General features: G+C 68.7%; 19 protein-coding genes and 1 pseudogene. 12 read left to right on the plus strand and 8 right to left on the minus strand.

The window, feature by feature from the left end:
- Window positions 1-22: 22 nt before the first annotated feature.
- From EPA99_RS05410 to crcB, 7 genes are all read left to right on the plus strand, one after another.
- Window positions 23-2398, plus strand: coding sequence for a DNA translocase FtsK (locus tag EPA99_RS05410; protein WP_129470169.1), 2376 nt, complete (start codon window positions 23-25; stop codon window positions 2396-2398).
- A gap of 85 nt (window positions 2399-2483) precedes the next feature.
- Entirely contained in the window at window positions 2484-2774 is a 291-nt protein-coding gene (locus EPA99_RS05415) for a DUF6966 domain-containing protein (RefSeq protein WP_129470170.1), read from the plus strand.
- Window positions 2775-2921: 147 nt separating this feature from the next.
- A complete protein-coding gene (locus EPA99_RS05420) occupies window positions 2922-4889 on the plus strand; it encodes a DUF3857 domain-containing transglutaminase family protein (RefSeq protein WP_129470171.1) in 1968 nt (655 codons plus the stop codon).
- A gap of 179 nt (window positions 4890-5068) precedes the next feature.
- A complete protein-coding gene (gene lolA / locus EPA99_RS05425) occupies window positions 5069-5689 on the plus strand; it encodes an outer membrane lipoprotein periplasmic chaperone LolA (protein WP_129470172.1) in 621 nt (206 codons plus the stop codon).
- Window positions 5690-5721: 32 nt separating this feature from the next.
- Window positions 5722-7086, plus strand: coding sequence for a replication-associated recombination protein A (locus EPA99_RS05430; protein ID WP_129470173.1), 1365 nt, complete (start codon window positions 5722-5724; stop codon window positions 7084-7086).
- Between the two features lie 2 nt (window positions 7087-7088).
- Complete coding sequence (locus tag EPA99_RS05435; RefSeq protein WP_129470174.1) at window positions 7089-7559, plus strand: hypothetical protein; 471 nt, start codon at window positions 7089-7091, stop codon at window positions 7557-7559.
- Window positions 7559-7963 (plus strand): fluoride efflux transporter CrcB, encoded by a 405-nt coding sequence (gene crcB / locus EPA99_RS05440; protein ID WP_129470175.1) that lies wholly within the window; start codon window positions 7559-7561, stop codon window positions 7961-7963. The genes EPA99_RS05435 and crcB overlap by 1 nt, the downstream gene beginning before the upstream one ends.
- 30 nt (window positions 7964-7993) lie before the next feature.
- On the opposite strand, the gene map is transcribed toward crcB, so the two are convergent.
- The 3 genes from map to EPA99_RS05455 all read right to left on the minus strand — a co-directional run bounded on the left by map (window position 7994) and on the right by EPA99_RS05455 (window position 10172).
- Entirely contained in the window at window positions 7994-8770 is a 777-nt protein-coding gene (gene map, locus EPA99_RS05445) for a type I methionyl aminopeptidase (RefSeq protein ID WP_129470176.1), read from the minus strand.
- Entirely contained in the window at window positions 8767-8979 is a 213-nt protein-coding gene (locus tag EPA99_RS05450) for a ParD-like family protein (protein WP_129470177.1), read from the minus strand. The genes map and EPA99_RS05450 overlap by 4 nt, the downstream gene beginning before the upstream one ends.
- A 128-nt stretch (window positions 8980-9107) precedes the next feature.
- Window positions 9108-10172, minus strand: coding sequence for an SAM-dependent methyltransferase (locus EPA99_RS05455; RefSeq protein WP_129470178.1), 1065 nt, complete (start codon window positions 10170-10172; stop codon window positions 9108-9110).
- Window positions 10173-10438: 266 nt separating this feature from the next.
- On the opposite strand from EPA99_RS05455, the gene EPA99_RS05460 reads away from it, so the two are divergent.
- Both EPA99_RS05460 and EPA99_RS05465 read left to right on the plus strand, forming a co-directional pair.
- Complete coding sequence (locus EPA99_RS05460; RefSeq protein ID WP_129470179.1) at window positions 10439-10915, plus strand: ABC transporter substrate-binding protein; 477 nt, start codon at window positions 10439-10441, stop codon at window positions 10913-10915.
- A gap of 140 nt (window positions 10916-11055) precedes the next feature.
- On the plus strand, window positions 11056-11454 hold the full coding sequence (locus EPA99_RS05465; protein ID WP_129470180.1) for a hypothetical protein: 399 nt from the start codon (window positions 11056-11058) through the stop codon (window positions 11452-11454).
- Between the two features lie 8 nt (window positions 11455-11462).
- Here EPA99_RS05465 and EPA99_RS05470 read toward each other — a convergent pair whose 3' ends face one another.
- Window positions 11463-12119, minus strand: coding sequence for an HAD-IA family hydrolase (locus EPA99_RS05470; protein ID WP_206733692.1), 657 nt, complete (start codon window positions 12117-12119; stop codon window positions 11463-11465).
- A gap of 216 nt (window positions 12120-12335) precedes the next feature.
- Between EPA99_RS05470 and EPA99_RS05475 the strand changes: the two genes are divergently transcribed.
- The 3 genes and pseudogenes from EPA99_RS05475 to EPA99_RS05485 all read left to right on the plus strand — a co-directional run bounded on the left by EPA99_RS05475 (window position 12336) and on the right by EPA99_RS05485 (window position 14371).
- Window positions 12336-13571: a hypothetical protein gene (locus tag EPA99_RS05475; RefSeq protein ID WP_129470181.1), complete on the plus strand. Its 1236-nt coding sequence runs from the start codon at window positions 12336-12338 to the stop codon at window positions 13569-13571.
- Window positions 13572-13702: 131 nt separating this feature from the next.
- Window positions 13703-13903: pseudogene (locus EPA99_RS05480) on the plus strand (glutathione binding-like protein); the annotation flags it as partial.
- Between the two features lie 117 nt (window positions 13904-14020).
- Window positions 14021-14371, plus strand: a complete 351-nt coding sequence (locus EPA99_RS05485; RefSeq protein WP_129470182.1) for a VOC family protein — start codon at window positions 14021-14023, stop codon at window positions 14369-14371.
- Window positions 14372-14703: 332 nt separating this feature from the next.
- On the opposite strand, the gene EPA99_RS05490 is transcribed toward EPA99_RS05485, so the two are convergent.
- The 4 genes from EPA99_RS05490 to EPA99_RS05505 all read right to left on the minus strand — a co-directional run bounded on the left by EPA99_RS05490 (window position 14704) and on the right by EPA99_RS05505 (window position 19993).
- The gene (locus EPA99_RS05490) at window positions 14704-16545 is read right to left on the minus strand and encodes an NPCBM/NEW2 domain-containing protein (RefSeq protein ID WP_164978569.1); all 1842 of its coding nucleotides are present in this window, start codon (window positions 16543-16545) and stop codon (window positions 14704-14706) included.
- 67 nt (window positions 16546-16612) lie between these two features.
- The gene (locus EPA99_RS05495) at window positions 16613-17560 is read right to left on the minus strand and encodes an N-acetylglucosamine kinase (RefSeq protein WP_129470184.1); all 948 of its coding nucleotides are present in this window, start codon (window positions 17558-17560) and stop codon (window positions 16613-16615) included.
- Window positions 17557-18723, minus strand: a complete 1167-nt coding sequence (locus tag EPA99_RS05500) for an SIS domain-containing protein (protein ID WP_241688269.1) — start codon at window positions 18721-18723, stop codon at window positions 17557-17559. Before EPA99_RS05500 ends, EPA99_RS05495 begins: the two co-directional genes overlap by 4 nt.
- Complete coding sequence (locus EPA99_RS05505; protein ID WP_129470186.1) at window positions 18704-19993, minus strand: D-tagatose-bisphosphate aldolase, class II, non-catalytic subunit; 1290 nt, start codon at window positions 19991-19993, stop codon at window positions 18704-18706. Before EPA99_RS05505 ends, EPA99_RS05500 begins: the two co-directional genes overlap by 20 nt.
- Window positions 19994-19998: the final 5 nt, after the last annotated feature.

The following is a 19998-nucleotide window of genomic DNA, read 5'->3' on the forward strand; positions in this document are numbered from 1 at the left end:
ACATTCCTCAAGGTCGATCGATTTGGCTGCGAAGCAGTTACCAGAGCGCAACAGCAAGCCCAAGGCCGGTGCGGCGCCCAGCCGCGGCGCCGCCGTGCCCCCCAATCCTCGCCGCCAGAAGCTGTGGCGCGACCTGGCGCTGATCTGCATCGCGCCGGCCCTGCTGTACCTGCTGGCCTGTCTGTTCACCTATTCGCCGGATGACCCCAGCTGGTCCAAGTCCGGCTCGATCACCGCGCCCATCCACAACATGGGGGGCAAGGTCGGCGCGTACGTGGCCGACATCCTGCTGTACCTGTCCGGCTACGTGGCCTTCCTGCTGCCGATCATCCTGGGCGCGATCGCCTGGATCGCCCTGTTCGGCATGGGCACCAGCGAGGAAGGGGAGCGCCGCGATGATCTGGGCCCGGCGCTGCGCCTGACCGGCATGGTGGGTTTCCTGGTGTCGGCCACCGGGTTGCTGATGCTGCGCGGGGTGCCGGCGGCGGACTTCTCGGCCGGGCCCGGCGGCATCCTGGGCCGCCTGATCGGCAACTCGCTGACCGTGCTGTTCGGCGGACTGGGCGGCAACCTGTTCCTGCTGGCGCTGTTCCTGGTGTCGGTGACCCTGGCCACCGGACTGTCGTGGCTGGCGGTGATGGAGCGCATCGGCGGCTGGATGCTGACGTTGCCCGACCTGCTGCGTCGTGGCAGCAAGCAGGCCGAGGACTGGAACAAGACCCGGGCCATGCGCGAGGAGCGCGAGGAGATCCGCAAGGCCGACACCGTGGCCCGCGCCAAGCGCGAGCCGGTCAAGATCGAGCCGCCGGCCGCGCCGGTGGTGGAGAAAAGCGAACGCGCCAAGCGCGAGCAGCAGATCCCGCTGTTCCATGGCACCGGCGGCAATGCCGATGGGCTGCCGCCGCTGGCCCTGCTGGACGACCCCAAGCCGCAGGTGAAGGGCTACTCCGAGCAGACCCTGGAGACGCTGTCGCGGCAGATCGAGTTCAAGCTCAAGGACTTCCGCATCGACGTGCAGGTCACCGGCGCCTTCCCGGGCCCGGTGATCACTCGCTTCGAGATGGAGCCGGCACCGGGCGTGAAGGTCAGCCAGATCAGCTCGCTGGACAAGGACATCGCCCGCGGGCTGTCGGTCAAGTCCGTGCGCGTGGTGGACGTGATCCCGGGCAAGTCGGTGATCGGCCTGGAGATCCCCAATACCAGCCGCGAGATGATCTTTCTGTCCGAGCTGCTGCGGTCCAAGGAGTACGACCGCTCGGCCAGCCACCTGACGCTGGCCCTGGGCAAGGACATCGGCGGCCGTCCGACGGTGGCCGACCTGGCGCGCATGCCGCACCTGCTGGTGGCCGGCACCACCGGTTCGGGCAAGTCGGTGGCGGTCAACGCCATGGTGCTCAGCCTGCTGTACAAGGCCTCGGCCAAGGACCTGCGGATGCTGATGATCGACCCGAAGATGCTGGAGCTGTCCGTCTACGAGGGCATCCCGCACCTGCTGGCGCCGGTGGTCACCGACATGAAGGAGGCCGCCAACGGCCTGCGCTGGTGCGTGGCCGAGATGGAGCGCCGCTACAAGCTGATGAGCGCGGTGGGCGTGCGCAACCTGGCCGGCTTCAACAAGAAGGTCAAGGACGCCATCGAGGCCGGCCAGCCGCTGATGGACCCGCTGTTCAAGCCGAACCCCGACCTGGCTGAGGCGCCGCGCCCGCTGGAGACGCTGCCGTTCATCGTCATCTTCATCGACGAATTCGCCGACATGATGATGATCGTCGGCAAGAAGGTCGAAGAGCTCATCGCCCGCCTGGCGCAGAAGGCCCGCGCGGCCGGTATCCACCTGATCCTGGCCACCCAGCGCCCGTCGGTGGACGTGATCACCGGCCTGATCAAGGCCAACGTGCCCACGCGCATCGCCTTCCAGGTCAGCTCCAAGATCGACTCGCGCACCATCCTGGACCAGTCCGGCGCCGAAACCCTGCTGGGTCACGGCGACATGCTGTACCTGCCGCCGGGCACGGCCATGCCCGAGCGCGTGCATGGCGCCTTCGTTTCCGACGAGGAAGTGCACCGCGTGGTCGAGCACCTCAAGGCGCTGGGTCCGGTGGACTACATCGAGGGGGTGCTGGACGAGGTGCAGACCCTGGGCGATGGCACGGCCATCGGGGCGACCGGACTGCCCGAGGCGGCCAGTTCAAGCGGAGACGAAAGCGACCCGCTGTACGACGAGGCGGTGAAGATCGTCACCGAGACCCGCCGCGCCTCGATCTCCGGCGTGCAGCGGCGCCTGAAGATCGGCTACAACCGCGCCGCGCGGCTGGTGGAGGCGATGGAAGCGGCCGGTGTGGTGTCGCCGCCCGAGCACAACGGCGACCGCAGTGTGCTGGCGCCGCCGCCACCGCGATAGGCCGCCCTTGCACGGAGTTCCTGATCAGCCGGCTGCGGTGTCGCAAGCCGATCGTCGCGTCCAGCTGGAGGACTTGATCAGGTGCTTGCAGACCTTGACCAAGGTGCTGTCGCTGGATGGGCAGTGCCAGTGGACCGCTCACTTCGAGCGCTGCCTGTCCGAGGCTGAGCAGCTTGGCTGCAAGGGCCTGGACCAGGGACAGCTCAGCGCGCTGTCGGGCAGGGTGATGTCGGTGTTCGGTGGGATGGGCAGCTTCAACGACTACGCGCCTTTTCGGAGCGGCCGCCTGATACGTGGCATGGAATCGCTCGATGCGATCTCGGGGCAGGTGTACGCCTCGGCGCTGTCCCTGCGGGTGACAGGCGCCCGGACCTGATCCGGTGAAGCGTGCCGCGATTGGGGCGCATCGAATCGCTGCATGAGCTTGGACACACCCGAGTTGCCGGCTCCCGGCCCTTGGCCATTGCGCCCACGCCCATGCTTTGTCACGGTACCGACGTCCCTGATCGAGTTTGTAGGTCTGATGCGCCTGTTCGACGCCATCGTTTCGCTGACTACGTGCGCTTTGGTCCTGCTTGCTTCTGCCTTTCCGGGCAGCGCGTCGGCGCAGTCCGCATCGGTCGCAGCACCTGCGAGGACATCCGCGTCCACAGAACCGAAAGAAGCCGCAACCGCCTTCAGCTTCCTGCGCTATCGCGCCGACTACGAGGTCAAACCGGACTTCACCAGCAGCGAAGTGGATGAGTACGAGGTGCTGGTCAAGACCCAGGCCGGGGTGGAGAGCTGGAGCCAGGTGCGGCTGAGCTACAGCGAGAAGATGGAAGCGCTGACGGTGGAGCAGGCCTATACGCTTGGCACCGACGGTGCGCGGCACGACGTGCCGGCCGACAAGATCTATACGCAGGAGAGCTATTCCAGCGCGCAGGCGGCCATGTACGCCGACCGCAAGGTCCGGGTGATCGTGTTCCCGAACCTGGCGCCGGGCACGCGGCTGGTCTATCGCTACCGTCGCGACCAGCGCCAGCCTTACTTCCCTGGGTATTTCGGGCTGTGGGAGACCTTCAGCCTGTTCACCCAGTTCGAGGACGCCCGGGTCACGCTGACCGCGCCGCGCGAGCTGCCGCTGCATGTCGCATCCCGGCAGGTGCAGGGCGGCCGCCAGGTGCGGTTGAAGGACGGGCGCCGTCAGTGGTCCTGGAGCTACAGCAACCGCCAGCCTTTGCCGAACCAGCCCTGGACCGCCGCGGCCTGGGAGTACAGCCCAACCATCCTGGCCAGCACCTATCCCGACTACGCCGCGATGGGCCGTGCCTACCAGCGCAGCGCCGGACCCGCCGCGCAGGTGACGCCGAAGGTGCGGGCGCAGGCCGAGGCCATCACTGCCGGCATCGGCGACCGACGCGAGCAGGCCCGGGCGATCTATCAATGGGTGGCGCTCAACATCCGCTACGTGGCCGTGTACCTGGGCAACGGCGGGCTGGAACCGAATCCGGCCGACAGCATCCTGGCCAGTCGCTACGGCGACTGCAAGGACCACACCGTGATCCTGGAGGCGCTGCTGGCGGCCAAGGGCATCGCCAGCTCGCCGGTGCTGATCGGGGCCGGCGGCGGGCCCAGCCTGCCGGAAGTGGCGGTGCTGGGGCGTTTCAACCACGCCATCACCTATCTGCCGGAGTTCGACCTGTACCTGGATTCGACCAGCCCGTATGCGCGTTTCGGCCAAATGCCGGCCGGTGACCTGGGCGCGCCGGTGGTGCATACCGTCAATGGCGCGCTGGCGCGCACGCCGGACAATGGCCCGGCGATGAGCGCCTCGGTCTTCGAGGGCGTCTTCGATTTCAGCGCCGATGGCGGGCTGGAAGGGCGGACCCGACTGGACAGCGGTGCGACCGGCGAAATCACCTTGCGCGAGACGTTCTCGCGCTTGACCGGACAGAACCGCAGGCGCATTGAGGATGCGCTGATGGCCAGTGCCGGTTTCGATGGAGTCGGTCGCCTGGAATTGCAGGGGCGCCCGGACGATCTGGATGCGCCGTTCAACTACAGCTTCCAGTTCCGCGCCAACGACTACGTGGACTTCGGCGTGGTGGGGGGGATGACCCTGCCCGAGCCGCCGGGCGTGGATTCCATGCGTGAGCTGGCGGCCAGCGCCTCCAGCGAACGCAACCTGACGCCGTTCTACTGCACCGATGGGCGGCGCGAGGAGATCTACCGGTTGAGCTTTCCGGCCAGCGTGCCGGTGGTGGCCATCCCGAAGGCCAGCAGCTTCGAAACCGCGGCCGGGCGCTACACGGTGGACTGGACGCGCGAAGGCCGCACGGTGAGCGCGCGGCATGTGTTGGAGACCCGCGCCATCCATGGCCCGCAGGCGTTGTGCCAGCCGCAGGACTATGCGGCGTTCCGCGCGCTGTACCGGCAGGTGCTGCGCGGGTTCCGCGGGCAGGTGGTCTATGGCGACCTGCGGACGGTGCAGACGCAGGCTGCGCCTTGAAGGCCTCGACTCGATTCCACGGCCTTGGTGGTCCTGTGGGAGAGGCTCTTGATGCAGCTTCAACCGCCGGGATTGAACTGCTTGCTCTGTGGGATGCAGTCAACGGTCGCGCGTTCAGACATGCCACGGCACACTTTGCGCCATCGATGGCAGCAACCGGGGACTAGGGGCCCGATCCCATGAAACACATGATCAAGACCGCGGTGCTGGCCGCTTTTCTGTTCGCAGGGATGGCCCAGGCAGGCGGCCGCGACGAGCTCAAGACCTTCACCACCGGACTGAAGGGCCTGGACGGGCAGTTCAGCCAGCAGGTGCTGAACAAGGACGGCAAGCTGAAGGAGAGTTCCAGCGGTCGGGTGGCCCTGTCCGCGCCGCGGCTGTTCCGCTGGGAGTACACCAAGCCCTACGAGCAGCTGATCGTGGCCGATGGCAAGAAGGTCTGGATCTACGAGCCGGACCTGAAGCAGGCCACGGTGCGCGACCAGGGCACCGAGGAGCAGAACAGCCCGCTGGCGGCGCTGCTGGACCCGGCGCGGCTGGACCAGATGTTCCAGGTCGAGGACAACGCCGAGCAGGAGGGCCTGCAGTGGCTCACGCTGTGGCCCAAGGACCCGGCCACCGCCAATTTCGAGCGCGCGCGGCTGGGCTTCAACGCCGCGGGCCTGGCGCGCATGGAAGTCACCGATGCGGTCGGCCAGCGCACGGTGATCTCCTTCGCCGGCTGGAAGCGCAACCCGTCCTTCGGTGCGTCCACCTTCAAGTATGCGCCAGCCGCTGGCGTGGACGTGGTGAGCAACTGAGCCTGCACGCGCCCAGCGCGTAAACTAGGCGGGTGCCGAGATCCCGCTCCCCTTCTTCCGACGGTCCCGACCTGCTGAGTGTGGACCGCTCGGACCTGCAACCGCTGGCCGAGCGCATGCGTCCGCGCGCGCTGGACGACATGGTCGGACAGCGGCGCCTGCTGGCACCGGGCAGTGCGCTGCGCCGCGCGGTGGAATCCGGGCGCGTGCATTCCATGATCCTGTGGGGGCCGCCGGGCTGCGGCAAGACCACCCTGGCGCTGTTGCTGGCGCACTACGCGCAGGCCGAGTTCAAGGCGATCTCGGCGGTGCTCTCGGGCTTGCCGGAGGTGCGCCAGGTGCTGGCGGAGGCCGCGCATCGTTTTTCCGACGGACGCCGCACGGTGCTGTTCGTGGACGAGGTGCACCGCTTCAACAAGGCCCAGCAGGACGCCTTCCTGCCGCATATCGAGCGCGGCACGATTGTCTTCGTCGGCGCCACGACCGAAAACCCCTCCTTTGAGCTGAACTCGGCGCTGCTCTCGCGCTGTCGCGTGCACGTGCTGGAGTCGGTCTCGCCGCAGGACGTGGCGGTGGCGCTGCGCCGCGCGCTGGAAGATCAGGAGCGCGGCCTGGGCGGGCAGGGCATTGGCATCGAGGACGCGCTGCTGCTGCAGATCGCCACGGCTGCCGACGGCGACGTGCGCCGGGCGCTGACGCTGCTGGAGATCGCCGCCGAGCTTGCGGCTGACGAGGCCGGGCAGATCACCCCGCAGACCCTGGAGCAGGTGCTGGCCGACCGCACGCGCCGCTTCGACAAGGGCGGGGAGCAGTTCTACGACCAGATCTCGGCGCTGCACAAGTCCGTACGCAGCTCCAACCCGGACTCGGCCCTGTACTGGCTCACGCGCATGCTCGATGGCGGCTGCGACCCGGCCTACCTGGCGCGCCGGCTCACGCGCATGGCGATCGAGGACATCGGCCTGGCCGACCCGCGTGCGCAGCAGATGGCGCTGGAGGCCTGGAACATCTACGAGCGCCTGGGCAGCCCGGAAGGCGAGTTGGCCTTCGCCCAACTGGTGCTGTACCTGGCCAGTACCGCCAAGTCCAACGCCGGCTATGCGGCCTTCAACCAGGCCAAGGCCGAGGTGCGCGAGACTGGCACCCAGGAAGTGCCGATGCACCTGCGCAATGCGCCGACCAAGCTGATGAAGGGGCTGGGCTATGGGCAGGGCTACCAGTACGACCACGACGCCGAAGGCGGCATTGCGCTGGACCAGACCGGCTTTCCTGATGCCATGGGCGAGCGCATCTACTACCAGCCGGTCGAGCGCGGCCTGGAGATCAAGCTGAAGCAGAAGCTCGATGCCCTGCGCCAGGCACGGGCGCAGGCGCGCGCGGACAAGGCGCGGGGTTGAGGATGGGCGGCATCGCTTCCGACAAGAAACTCGAGGAGCGCGCCCGGCGCATGGCGCTGCGACGCGATCTCGGCAATCGTGCGCCTGCCGCGGCCAAATCCACGCGTGGGTGCGGCGGCGCCTACCTGGTCGCACATGCCTGCTTTGCGTGTCGCAAGAGTTTCAAGGTCGCTCCACGGCCGGCGCGCGAGCTGCGCTGTCCCTGCTGCAGCGCAGCGCTGTATGAAATGGGGCGCGCTTTCAAGGCCCCGCCATCGCGCAACCTGGCGCAATGGAAAAAAGTCCAAGCCTTGTACGCGGCGGGCTTTCGCTTCTTCAGCTATCGCGGCAACGATGGCCCGCCGCTTCCCAGTCAGTACTCGCAGGTGGCGGCTTTCGTTCGTGACTACCCGGAACACCCGCTGAGAATCGCGCCAGCGCGACAGGGGCGTCCCTTGTCGCCTCGGCCTGCGCCGGCGAGGGCAGGCATGTGATGAACCCGGCCCTGTGGTGGCAGCAGCTTGGGCTGGTGATGGCCGGGGGTGCGCTCGGTGCCGGCCTGCGCTTCTGGATCGGCGGGGTGATGCTGCGGCAGTTCGGCAACACGCTGCCATACGGCACGATGGCGGCGAACTTCCTCGGCGCGTTCGTGGCCGGGTTCCTGCTGGTCTGGCTGGAGCATCGCGGCGCGGCGGCCCTCTACCTGCGGGCCTTCCTCATCGTCGGCGTGCTGGGCGGGCTGACCACCTTCTCCTCGCTGATGATGGAGAGCCTGATCTTCTTCCGCAGCGGCCGCAGTGCGGCCCTGCTGGCCAATCTTGGGATCAGCCTGGCCGGGGGGCTTGTGCTGGTCGCGCTCGGCGCGTGGCTGGCGCTGCAGCTGCGGCCTGCCAGCTGAGGCGGCGCGGCGCCTGCGCTGCTGTCGGGCTTATTCCACCGCGCACAGTGGCGTTTCATCCGCGCGCAGGGTCAGCACGCGCACCCCGGTGCGGGTCACCGCGACGGTGTGCTCGAACTGCGCCGAGAGCTTGCGATCGCGCGTATATACCGGCCATTCGTCCGGCTTGGCGCGGATAGCGGCCTTTCCCTGGTTGAGCATCGGCTCGATGGTGAAGGTCATGCCTTCCTGCAGTTCCAGCCCGGTGCCGGCATGGCCGTCGTGCAAGACCTGCGGATCTTCGTGCATCTGCCGGCCGATGCCATGGCCGCAGTATTCCTTGACCACGCTGTAGCCCTGTGCCCTGGCGTGGCGGGCGATGGCGTGACCGATATCGCCCAGGCGCGCGCCCGGCCGCACCTGGGCGATGCCTTTCCACATGGCCTCGTAGGCGGCCTTCACCAGGCGCCGGGCGGGATAGGCGACCTCACCGATCAGGTAGGTCGTGCTGGAGTCGGCGATGTAGCCGTTCTTTTCCAGCGTGATGTCGAGATTGACGATCTGCCCGCTGCGCAGCACGTCCTGGTGCGAGGGCATGCCATGGCAGACCACATCGTCGATGGAGGCATTGAGCACGTAGGGGAAATCGTATTGCCCCTTGCTGGCCGGTCGCGCCTGCAGGTCGTCCACGATCATCCGCTCGACGCGGTCGTTGATCTCCATTGTGCTCATGCCTTCCATCGGCAGCTGGTCGAGCATGCGGAAGACCGAGGCGAGCAGGCGCCCGGATTCGGCCATCAGCGCGATTTCCTCGGGCCGCTTGGTCACGTGCGTGCCGCAGCCATCGGCTGTGGCCGCACGCCGGCGGCCTGCAGTTCGCGCGCCACCAGCTCCTGGAAGCTCAGGCCGGGGTTGGTCTCGCATAGCATGCCGATCCTGATCCAGAAGTTGGCCTGGGCGTTGATGGAGCGGCTGGTGACGGTGCAGGCGCGACGCAGCTGGTCGTGCAGCTCGTCGTCGATGTTGACGATGCCCATGGAACCTCCCGGATATATGGATCATATATTATCCATATATGCCGCGAAGGGAAGTGGCGGAGCGGCGGGGCGCGCCCGGCCGTGCCAGCCCGTGCCAGCCCGTGCCGGGCCACGGCCGCCGCGGCGCGTCAGCGCCGGAAGCGGTAGTGCGCCACCATCCACTCCTCGCCCTTGGAGTAGCCGAACAGCTCGGCGCAGGCCATCCAGAACATGCGCCAGCGCTGGTACCACAGCGCGGCATCGGCCAGGCCGTAGGTCTGGCGCATCACCCCCATGACCTTGTCGTGGTGGGCATCCTGGTTGGCCAGCCAGGCATTGGCGGTCTTCTCGTAATGGGTGCCGGACAGCAGCCAGCGCTCCTCGATCTGCAAGGCATCCTGGAACTGCAGCAGGGTATCGGCCGATGGCATCAACCGGCCGGTGAAGAAATGCCGGCCCATCCAGTCGTCCTTGCCCTGCGCCTCGAACAGATACAGCAGCTCCTTGTGGCAGAACAGGTGCACGAACAGCTTGCCGCCGGGCGCGAGCCAGTCGGCGATGCGGCCCAGCAGCGCCTGGTAGTCGCGCATGTGCTCGAACATCTCGATGGAGACCACGCGGTCGTAGCTGGCCGTGGCCAGCGCGAGCGTGTTGACGTCGGCCAACAGCACCTCGACGTTGAAGATCGCCCGCTCGCGGCAGCGCGCTTCGATGTAGTCCTTCTGCAGGCGCGAGTTGGACACCGCGGTGATCCGCGACTGCGGATAGCGCTCGGCCATCCACAGCGTCAGCGAGCCCCAGCCGCAGCCCAGCTCGAGGATGCGCTGGCGGTTGTGCAGCTCGCCGCGCTCGCAGTACAGGCGCAGCATCTTCTCCTCGGCCTGGGTGAGATCGCGGGTGGTCTCATCCCACAGGCAGGCGCTGTACTTCAGGTGCCTGCCCAGGCAGAGCTGGAAGAACTCCGGCGGCAGCTCGGGATGCCTGCGGTTGGCCGCCGGTTTCTCCACGGCCAGGGCGTCCTCGCGCAGGCCGCGCAGCCAGGCCTCCTGGCGCGCAAACACCGCTTCGGTCCCGCCCTTGCGCTCCTGCTTCAGACGTTGCGCGCACATGCGGCGGATGGCCAGGCGCAGGAGCGGGTCGGGCAGGCGGCCGGATTCGGCCAGGCGCGTGGTCAGGCTGTCCTTGGCGTCTTCTTGGTAGGGATGCAACGACATTCGATCTCCGGGGGCGCGATTGGATGTCTTTCCAGCAGCACGATGGCGCGACAACCGAAGGCGCGGTGGCGGGGTTGCCGCGCATCGGCCATGTGGGGAAACGGTACAGAAAGATCGGCGCGGATGGAGGCTGCTCAGGCCAATGGACACTACGACCAAAGCGCTAAGCCGGATGCACGCGATGTTCACCGCCCATTGCCTGAGATCACCCGCTTCCCAGGCAGGTGGACGACATGTCCTTTTCATGTGGATTGCCTTGTACCCGCATGGCGCCCGCCGCCCTGGTCGTGGCGCTGCTTGCGAGCGCCTGCGGCCGGGTGCCGCAGGACGCGGGCGGGACCCTGGCGCAGGTCGAGCGTGGGGTGATGCGCGTTGGAGTCATGCACGACCCGCCGTACGTGGTGCTGCAGGAGGGCCGGCCACCGAGCGGGCCGGAATGCGACCTGGTCATGGCCCTGGCCCAGGCCCGCCATACGCGGGTGGAGTGGGTCCGCGGCGGCCAGGCGGGGCTGCTTCGGCAGGTGGGCGCCCTGCAGCTGGATCTGGTGGTGGGCGCTTACCACGCCGTTCCGCCCGGCCAGCCGTCGGTGGCCTGGTCCCGCGAGTACCGCCTGAATCGCCGTGCGGGCACGGCGCGGCGTCAGTTGGCGCTGCCGCCGGGCGAGCATGCCTGGCAGCTGGCCGTCGACGGCTTCCTGTTCGCGCGCAGTCGACCGGAGCTGCGCAGGACTGGCGTGCTGTAAGTCGGCCAGGTGTGCGGCCGTCCGCGCCGTCGGCAAGGATTCCTACATGGCGACGGCCGGTCGGCCGAGTGGCTGGCGTGCCGGGGCCTGGCATGGTGAAGCGGTGAAGACAGCGAGGGCAGGGAATGCCGACTCCGAAGGTGGGACGTTTGGTCCTGATGTGGCTGGCTTGCGCGGCCATCGCCAGTGCGCATGCGCAGCACGTGTATCGCTGCCACAGCGCCGATGCCGTCAGCTATCAGTCGCAACCTTGTCCGCCGGGCACGGCAAGCCGGCGCTGGGATTATGTGCCAGGTCCGCCGACGTCACCGGCGCTGCAGGCGCGCCTGGACGCAATCGGTCGCGAGCTGATCCAGCGCAACCGGCCCATCGTGCCGACCACCAGGCGCCGGGCACGCGGTGAGCGCCGCCCGCCGCGCGCCGATGCCTGCGCCCGCGCGCGTCACCGGCAGCAGGCCACGCTCGAGCGCTTGAAGCTCAAACGCACCCACGACCAGTTGCGGCGCCTGGATGACGAGGTCACCCGCCATTGCCGCTGAAGCCGGGGTCAGGGCAACCCGTCCACGCCCAGCCCATCGGCGTGCACATGCACGGTCAGGGCGCGGTAGTCGGGGATGAGGGTGTGCGGCGTTTGCATCGGCTGGGCATGGGTGGCGCTGATCACCACCAGCCGGCTGCCGGCGGCTTCGGCCGCGCCGATGCCTGCGGCGGCATCCTCGAAGATCAGGCATTGCGCCAGGTCCACGCCCAGGCGGCTGGCGGCGAGCCGGTAACCGCTGGGATCGGGTTTGCCGTGCTCGACATCGTCGGCGCTGATGAGCGTTTCCGGCACGTCCAGGCCCGCGGCCTGCAAGCGCCGCCGCGCCAGTTCGGCCGGCGCGGAGGTCACGATGGCCCAGCGCGAGGCGGGCAGGGCACGCAGGAACGCCGGCGCGCCGGCGATCGGCCGCACCCCCTCCAGATCGATGAGTTCCTCGCGGGTGACCCAGTCGGCCTCTTCCGCCGGATCCACGCCCGGGAGCTGCAGGCGACGGATGGTGTCGATGGCACGTGCACCATGGATGGTGGGCACGAAACGCGCCGCATCCAGCCCGTGCCGCTGCGCCCAGCGGGTCCAGACGCGCTCGGCTGCGGCGATGGAGGTGAGCAGGGTGCCATCCATGTCGAACAGGAAGGCCTGGTAAGTCTTGCGTGGAAGGCTCAAGCGGTGCACTCGCGCAGGGGGTGGGGCATTGCAACAGAGCATGGTCACCAGGCCAAGCCTGCGAGGCCGCGCGGTGCGTGCGCGGGTCGATGTCGCAAGTGTGATCCGGCACGCAAGCGGCGACTTGGCCCCAGGATCGCCGCAGGATGCCGTCAAGAAACCCGACGCCCGGCCGTTACCGTGACGAGCGCTCCGCGCCCCCCGTTTCGAGAAACCATGCTGGTCACCATCGCCTTCATCGTGATTGCCGTCGTCGCTGGGCTGGTGTGGTTGGTCACGCTGGAGAGTTCGGCGCGTCGCGGTTACCACCAGGCCAAGGTCGACGAGCTGGACCTGGCCTCGGCGCAGCGCGGTTATGCGCAGGCACGCCAGGACTGGCTGTCCGCTGCGCATGACCCGGCCCTGGGCGCCAGCCTGCGCCGTGACCTGCTGGAGCGCGCGGTGTTCCTGCAGGACCGCATCGACCAGTTGCAGGGGCGCGCGCACGGGCCGGCCGCGCGCGATACTCGTCGCCAGGCGCTGATGGCCGAGGCCGCAGTGCTGCAGCCGGCCACGCCGGACAGGAAAGCGGCCTACCGGCAGGAACCCAAGGCGCCAGCCCCGGCCGCCGCGCTGGACCAGGTGCCCAAGCCTGCGGCGGTTGCGCCAGCGCAGCCCAGTTCCGCACCGCAGGCACAGCAGGCACAGCAGGCACAGCAGGCGCCCAGCTTGTCGGTCATGGAGCTGGCAATGGGCGAAGGAGGCGGGGGCATCGAGGCCGAGGCGGAGCAGGCGCCGCTGCCGGAGCGCTATTTCATCGCGCTGCGATCGGCCGAGGTGCGCCACAGCGCCGAGAAAGCCGAGCGCGAGGCGCAGGAGAAGCCACTGAATGTGCTGGAAGGCCTGCTGCCGGTGCTGCGCGCGCAGATCCGTTCGGACTACCGACTGGGCGGACGGGCGGATGCGCCGTACATCGCCGGGCAGGTTGCGCGCCTGGCGATCCTGTCCGACTGCGTGGACAAGGCCTACCACCGCCCGAACGGCCGCAAGAACCGCACCGAGCACTATGGCCGGATGATGGCCGAGCTGTTCGCCAATGGGCCGGACTTCGGCATCGACGACCTGCTGCGCAATCCGGAGCCGACCGACATCTTGACCTGGCCGCTGGCCGAATCGGGCGAGCCGCCGATGCTGTCCTTCGAGGCCTGGCGCGAGCAGTTCCGGTTGGCGGCGGAAGAGCTGCTCATGGCTCTGCCGTCGGACAGCGAGGTCAGTCGCCAGGCCGAGCCCAGCGACCTGGCGCCGCTGCGGCAGGCATTCGGCGCTGGACTGGATCCGGCGCAGGAGGGGCGCGTGTTCGCGATGCGGCAGGTGCATCAGGGTGTGGTGCAGGCCTTCGCGCGCGTTGAACCCGAGGCGCGGCCGGTGGTTCGAGGCTTCGCGCCTTGCGCGGGTACACCGACCGTAGGTTGATGTACGGCTTGGGAGCTCGCGGGGTTGGAGGGCTCGTGTGGCGAAGGTCATTGCGATCCGGGCCATTGTGCGAGCGGTGATTTCGGAACCGCTCCCACAACGACCCCCCTGGCGACTCCCACAACGACTTCCTACAGGACACCCTGAGCCGGCAGGACTATCTGATGGGTGCCGCTTTTAGTGTGGTCGATGCCTACCTGTTCACTGTACTGGGGTGGTGTAAGTTCTTCTCTATCGACCTAGATCGCTGGCCCGCTCTGTTGGACTACGTGAAGCGGGTCGGTGCTCGGCCTGCAGTGCAGGCGGCCTTACGCGCCGAAGCGATGCAGTAGTGACGAGTGGCAGACCTAGGACCGGGGGCACGCCGGGAGAGGCCTCGCATTCCAGCTGTCATCCTGGCAATTTCGTACCGACAGCCCTTTTACGCGGGTGCCAAATAGGAGTCGTCCATGCAGATCACGCGCATCGTACCGAACATCGCCACCGAGCAACTGGCCGCCGCCAAGGCCTTCTACGGCGAGTTGCTGGGGCTGACGCTGGCGATGGATCATGGTTGGCTCCTGACCTTCGTCGGCGCGGGCCAGACCAGTCCCCAGGTCAGTTTCGCGGTGGAGGGTGGCTCGGGCACGCCGGTGCCGGAGCTGTCGCTGGAAGTCGATGACCTGGACGAGGTCTTGCGGCGGCTGGAGCGGGCGGGCTATGCGCCGGAGTACGGTCCGGTGACCGAGCCCTGGGGCGTACGCCGCTTCTTCGTGCGCGATCCTGGCGGGCGGCTGTTGAATTTCCTGGAGCATGCCTGAAGCGCAGCCTTTTCCACGGGTGACTGCGTGGCGCAGGCGCACCCTCACCCCAACCCTCTCCCGAGGGGAGAGGGAGTTATCCGAGCAGGCGTTCATCTCCAGCGGAGCCGTAGCGTGGAAAACGGCGCGGCCTTTTCCACTGGGGACTTCGTCGCGCGGGGCGCCCTCACCCAGGCCTCCCCAAGAGGAGAAGGCTATGCGAGCAGGCATTCATTGACATCAGCACCTGCAAGATCGCGATCGGCCGTCGTGCCCCTTCTTCCGACTGCGCTCGCAGGTTGCGTTCGCGACACACAGGTCGAGACCAGATCGGCGCAGGCACAGGCGCCGGATCAACGCAGCTGCGCATCGCCCCAGACGATGGCGGGGGGCAGCGCGGCCTTCGCTTGCGGTGAGGCGATGGCGACCAGTTCCAGTACGTCGATTCCGTCCACGGGCACGGTCACCGGCACGGCTTGCGCATCGCCCGCACCCGCGGTCACTTCCTGCAGCAACCGGCCATCGCCGTAGACGCGGAACACCACCCCTGCATCGCGCCGGGCGCCGTCCTGCAGGCCGACGCGCGTGCTGAACTGCCTGAAGTCCTTGCCCAGGCGGACCTCGAAACGCGAGTTGGCCAAGGCGCCCAGGCCGTAGGGAATCGACTGGCCTGCGATGCGCAGCGGCACGCCGGAGGGCGACAGATCCGCACGCGGCACCAGGCCCGGGGTGGACTGGCGCGAGACTTCATCCGGCGCGCCATCGACGGCCACATGGATGCGCCCGGTCATCTCGGTGAGCAGTTTCGCATCGCCTATCACCGGCGCGCCCGCGACCTTGAACATGGCCGCCTCATGCGGCGCCAGGCGCACCTGCAAGGCGCCGCGCTGGGTGGCAAGGGCTTGGTGCTTCCACACATCGCGCGCCTGGTAGGGGGCACCGTCGGCCAGCTTGAGCTGGGCCGGCGTGACTTGCGCGGAAGTGGCGGTGTCGCCGCGATTGAACAGCACCACGGCGCGCTCGCCGCTGGCGGCCAGCGGCTTGACCAGCACCTGCAGATCACCCTGATTCACGACCACGCTGGCCTGGTTGCCGGCGGGATCCTGGTTGATGGCGATGACCTCGGGGTTGGACAGCAGTTCGATCAGCGAGGCCGGGGCCTGGGTCAGGTCGAAGCCCATCAGCAGCGGCGCGCCCAGGACTGCCCACAGCGAGAAATGGCTGCGTGCGTTGACCAGGTGCCTGTCATCGAACTCGCCCAGGCCCACGGCCAGCATGTCCGGGTCGTTCCAGCGCCCGGGGCCGGCGTAGAGCTCACGGCCCACGGTGGAATCCAGGTTGACCAGCATGCTGTCCCAGGTCGGTTCGATATCCGGGCTGGTGCGCCACAGGTGGCCGTGGCGGCCGCCCCAGTCGCGCACGCCGGCCTCGCCCCAGGGGCAGATCGCCAGCACGTAGTCCTCATCCGGGTTGAGCGCGGCCAGCAGCCGGCCCACGCGCGCGTACTGGGTTTCCACACCGGTGCGGTCGGTGGCGACCGGGTCGCGACGCACGATCAGCGGACGCACCGCCTGATGGCCCGATTGCAGCACCGGTTCGCTGCCTTGGCCGAAGTCGGCCAGGCCGCAGGCGTCCACCTTCAGGTAGTCAAAGCCCCAGTCCTGGAACATCGTGCGCAGGTCGCCGGCCTCGAAGCCCTGCAGCCCGATCTCGCGCTCGGCGGCGGTGCCGATCGGCAGGTTGGGGCTGTGGCGGTCGAAGGCCTGCGAGCAGGCGTTGCGGCCGACATCGGTATACAGCCCGGCCTTGAAGCCCATTGCGTGGAGTTTGTCGGTCCAGGCGCGGAAGCTGGCAGCGCCGCCGTCGACGGTGGCGATGGGGAACATGGACGTGCGGATCTGGATGCGGCCGTCCGCGCCGCGCTTGAGCCACCAGCCGTCGTCGATGTTGATGTAACGGTAGCCGGCCTGCTGCAGGCCGTGCTGCTCGATGAACTCGGCCACCGCCAGGATGCGCGCCTGGTCCACCTCGGTGCGGAACGCATTCCACGGGTTGAAGCCCATCGGCGGCGTGGCGGCGGCGCCATGGCCATAGACCGAGAAGTGAGCGCTGGGGCGTAGCGCTTCCGGCGTGGTGTCCTGCGCGCCAGCCGACAACGGCAGGCACATCAGGAGAGCGAGCAGCAGGGACTTCATGACGCGGTTCCTTGTGACCGCCGCGGCGGCCTGACGATGGGTGGAGCGCCTGGCCGCGCCTGCGATCTCAGGCGTGCGGCGCTGCGCCTGCCAGTCGCAGCGCGTACAGCGCCGCGCCGTAGTGCGGCGCATGGATGGGCGTGCGCAGTTCGAACGTCGGCGCAGCCTGGGCCAGGGCGGCCTTGAATGGCTGCATCAGCAGCTCACCGGCGCTGAAGGCCCCGCCCGAGTAGGACAGCGGCACCGTTTCGCCAGGTTCGAAGCCCAGGGCCACGCGCAAGGCCTCGGCGATTGCGGCCAGCTCACGCCCGGCGCGCTGGAAGATGTCGATGGCCACCGCATCGCCGGCCTGCGCGGCCTGCGCCACCAGCGGCGACAAGCGCGCCAGGTCGCCACGTCCGCCGCCTTGATCGCCATAGACGAAGGCGCAGATGTCCAGGTCGTCCTGCAGCTGGAAGTGCGCGCGGAAGATGCCGTGCAGGTCGCCGCGCGGCAGGCGTCCATCGCTCATGCGTGAGAAGGCGTTCAAGCCCTGCATGGCGATCCAGTAGGCAGAGCCTTCATCGGAGAACGCCTCGCCCCAGCCGCCGGCACGCGCCGCGGCGGGGCCGCGACGGCCGTAGCCCATCGAGCCGGTGCCGGCGATGATGTTGATGCCATCGGCGCAGTCCAGCGAGCCGGCCCAGCCGCACACCATGTCGTTGTCCACGGCAAAGCGAGCATGGCCGAGCACGGCCTGCGGAATCTGCCGCAGGCGCGCACTGGCGCGGCTGTCTTCGCCGTAGGCGGGCAGGCCGAAAAAGGCCTGGGCGATGCCGTCCGCGCTGCCACTGACCTGCGCCAGCACCTGGCCGATGCCCTCGGCCAGCACCCGGTGCACGCCCTCCAGCCCGATCTGCGGGTGGTAGGTGGTGCCCAGCTGGGCCTCGGCGCGCAGCGCGCCGGTGCCATCGACCAGGGCGAAGCGCGTCTTGGTGCCGCCACCGTCGACGCCGAGGTAGAACGCTGCGCTCATGCGCTCAACGCGTACAGCTGCACGCCCTGGACCACGCGGTTGACCAGGCCCGACGGGTTGGGATTGTCCGGGGTCACGCCCATCGCCCGCGAGGTCAGGAAGGCGTAGACCTGGGCCACGGCGATGTAGGGCCACAGCAGGTCGACATCGTGCGCGCCGGCCAGTTCCGGCACGGCCAGGGTGTCCTCTTCCAGCCCGGGACGTGGCTGGGTGGTCACCTCGATCACCCGCGCGGCGCGGCCATCGCGGCGCAGCTCATCGAGCAGGTCATGGTCGTAGCGGCGGGTATAGGCATCGTTGGAGACGAACACCACCACCAGCGTGCCCTCGGTGACGAAGGTCTTGGGGCCGTGGCGGAAGCCCAGCGGCGAATCGAAGCAGGTCACCACCGCGCCATTGGTCAGCTCGCCCAGCTTGAGCGTGGCTTCCCGGGCCAGGCCCTGCAGCAGGCCGCTGCCCAGGTAGACCACGCGCTCGTAGCGGGCGGCGGTCAATTCCTCCAGCAGCGGACGCGCCCGCACCAGCACGCGTTCGACCGCATCGCTGATCGCGCCGATGCGGCCATCCAGCGCCCGCGCCGGCAGCAGCGCGGCCAGGGCGGCGTACATCATGCAGCTGAAGGAGGAGGTCATGGCGAAGCTGGTGTCGTGCGTGGCCTCGGGCAGCTGCACGGTCATGGCGCTGGCCACATCGGCGGTGGCCAGCTTGCCGCCGGCATTGCAGGTCACCACCAGGTGGCGCACGTCCTTGACCAGCTGCTCGGCGAGCTCGACCGCGGCGATGCTTTCCGGGCTGTTGCCCGAGCGCCCGAAGGACACCAGCAGCAGCGGCTGGTCCGCCTCCAGGTACAGCTGCGGGGCGCAGACGATATCGGTGGTGGGCACCGCGTCCACGCGCGCGGCCAGGCTCCGGTCCAGCAGTGGCGCCAGGCACTGGCCGATGTAGGCCGAGGTGCCGGCGCCGGTGAGGATCACGCGCGCCAGCGGGTTGCTAGTCACCGGCCCGGCGAAGGCCTGCAGCTGCGCGTGCAGCCCTGCGACCAGCGCGTGGGTCTGCTCGAGCATGGCCGGCTGTTGGGCGATTTCGCGCGCGGTCCACAGCGCGCCGGTGGCTTCCAGCTCGGCTTCGGGAATTCCCAGGGAATCAGGCGTGGTCTTGGTCATGGCATGCATGGTGGTAATCGCTCAGAACGGCACTGACGTGGGCCATGGCCAGGGACTGCGGGTCGAGCGTGGCGGTCCCGGTACGGAAAGCGTGCAATGCGTGGGGAAGATACTGGCCGATGAGCGGCAGCGGCGGCGGGTCGGCACGCAGGTTGTCGAACAGCTGTTGCCGCGCCTGTTCGATCTGCGCATCCGGCCAGTAGTAACGGATGCGGTCGCTGAGGCTGTATTGCAGGTCGGTGGCCAGGCCTCGGCCCTGGCCGTGGTAGTAGCGCTGCCAGTAGCCGGGCGCGGCCTGCATGCGCTGCACGGTGACCTCGCGCAGCCTGGCCTGCCTGTCCGCGGCGATCCATTCGCGCTCGATCGCATCCAGCGCCCACAGCGCCTCGCGCAGGGCGAAGGTCAGGCCGGGACCGACCTTGAGGATGGCGAAGTGGTCGCGCACCAGTGCCGCCAGTCCATCACGGGTCTGGTAATCGGTGGAATGGGCCTCGAACACCATGCCGGGCACGCTGGTGATGGACTGGCTCAGCGCCTGGGCCTTGGCGCTGTCGTAATCGATGACATCGTGGTGGTCGAACTCCACGCCCGGCTGCACCACCGAGGCGATCACGCGGCCCCAGGCATCGCCCAGGCCGGCGTCCTGGAAGGCCACGCGGTGGGCCTCGATGGTGGCCAGCGCGGCTTGAGGGGTGGTCAGGGCCAGGCCCTCGATGGCCTCGGTGGCACCACCGGGCACCGGCACCTCGGTGCCGATCACGTACACGGGCGCTTCGCCGCCGGCCTGCTGCCAGGCGGCTTCCGAAGCGCGCGCCAGGCGCACCGCGCGGCGCACGATCTCCGCTTCCGGCAGCGGCTCGGGGTCGCCGGCGCAGGCCATCGAGCAATCCAGGTGGATCTTGCGGAAGCCGGCGGCCACATAGGCCGCGACCATCACTTCGGCCTTGTCCATGGCCGCGGCGGCATCCAGCGCCGTCCACGGGTTCGGACCCAGGTGATCGCCCCCCAGGGCGATGCGCGCCACATCGAAGTCCACACGCCGGGCGATGCCGTGCACGAACTGGACGAAATCGGCCGGGGTCATCCCGGTGTAGCCGCCGTCCTGGTTGACCTGGTTGCAGGTCGCCTCGAACAGCACCAGAGACTGCCCGCTGCGCTGGGCCTGGCGCAGGCTGGCCTCGATGACGATGGGATGGGCCGAGCAGATCGAGGTCACGCCGAGGGCATGGCCTTGCCGATGCCGCGCGATCAGGTCGAGCAGAGCGTGCATGGAAA

It is taken from the genome of Pseudoxanthomonas composti (assembly GCF_004122095.1).
In the GTDB taxonomy this organism is placed as follows: Bacteria; Pseudomonadota; Gammaproteobacteria; order Xanthomonadales; family Xanthomonadaceae; genus Pseudoxanthomonas_A; species Pseudoxanthomonas_A composti.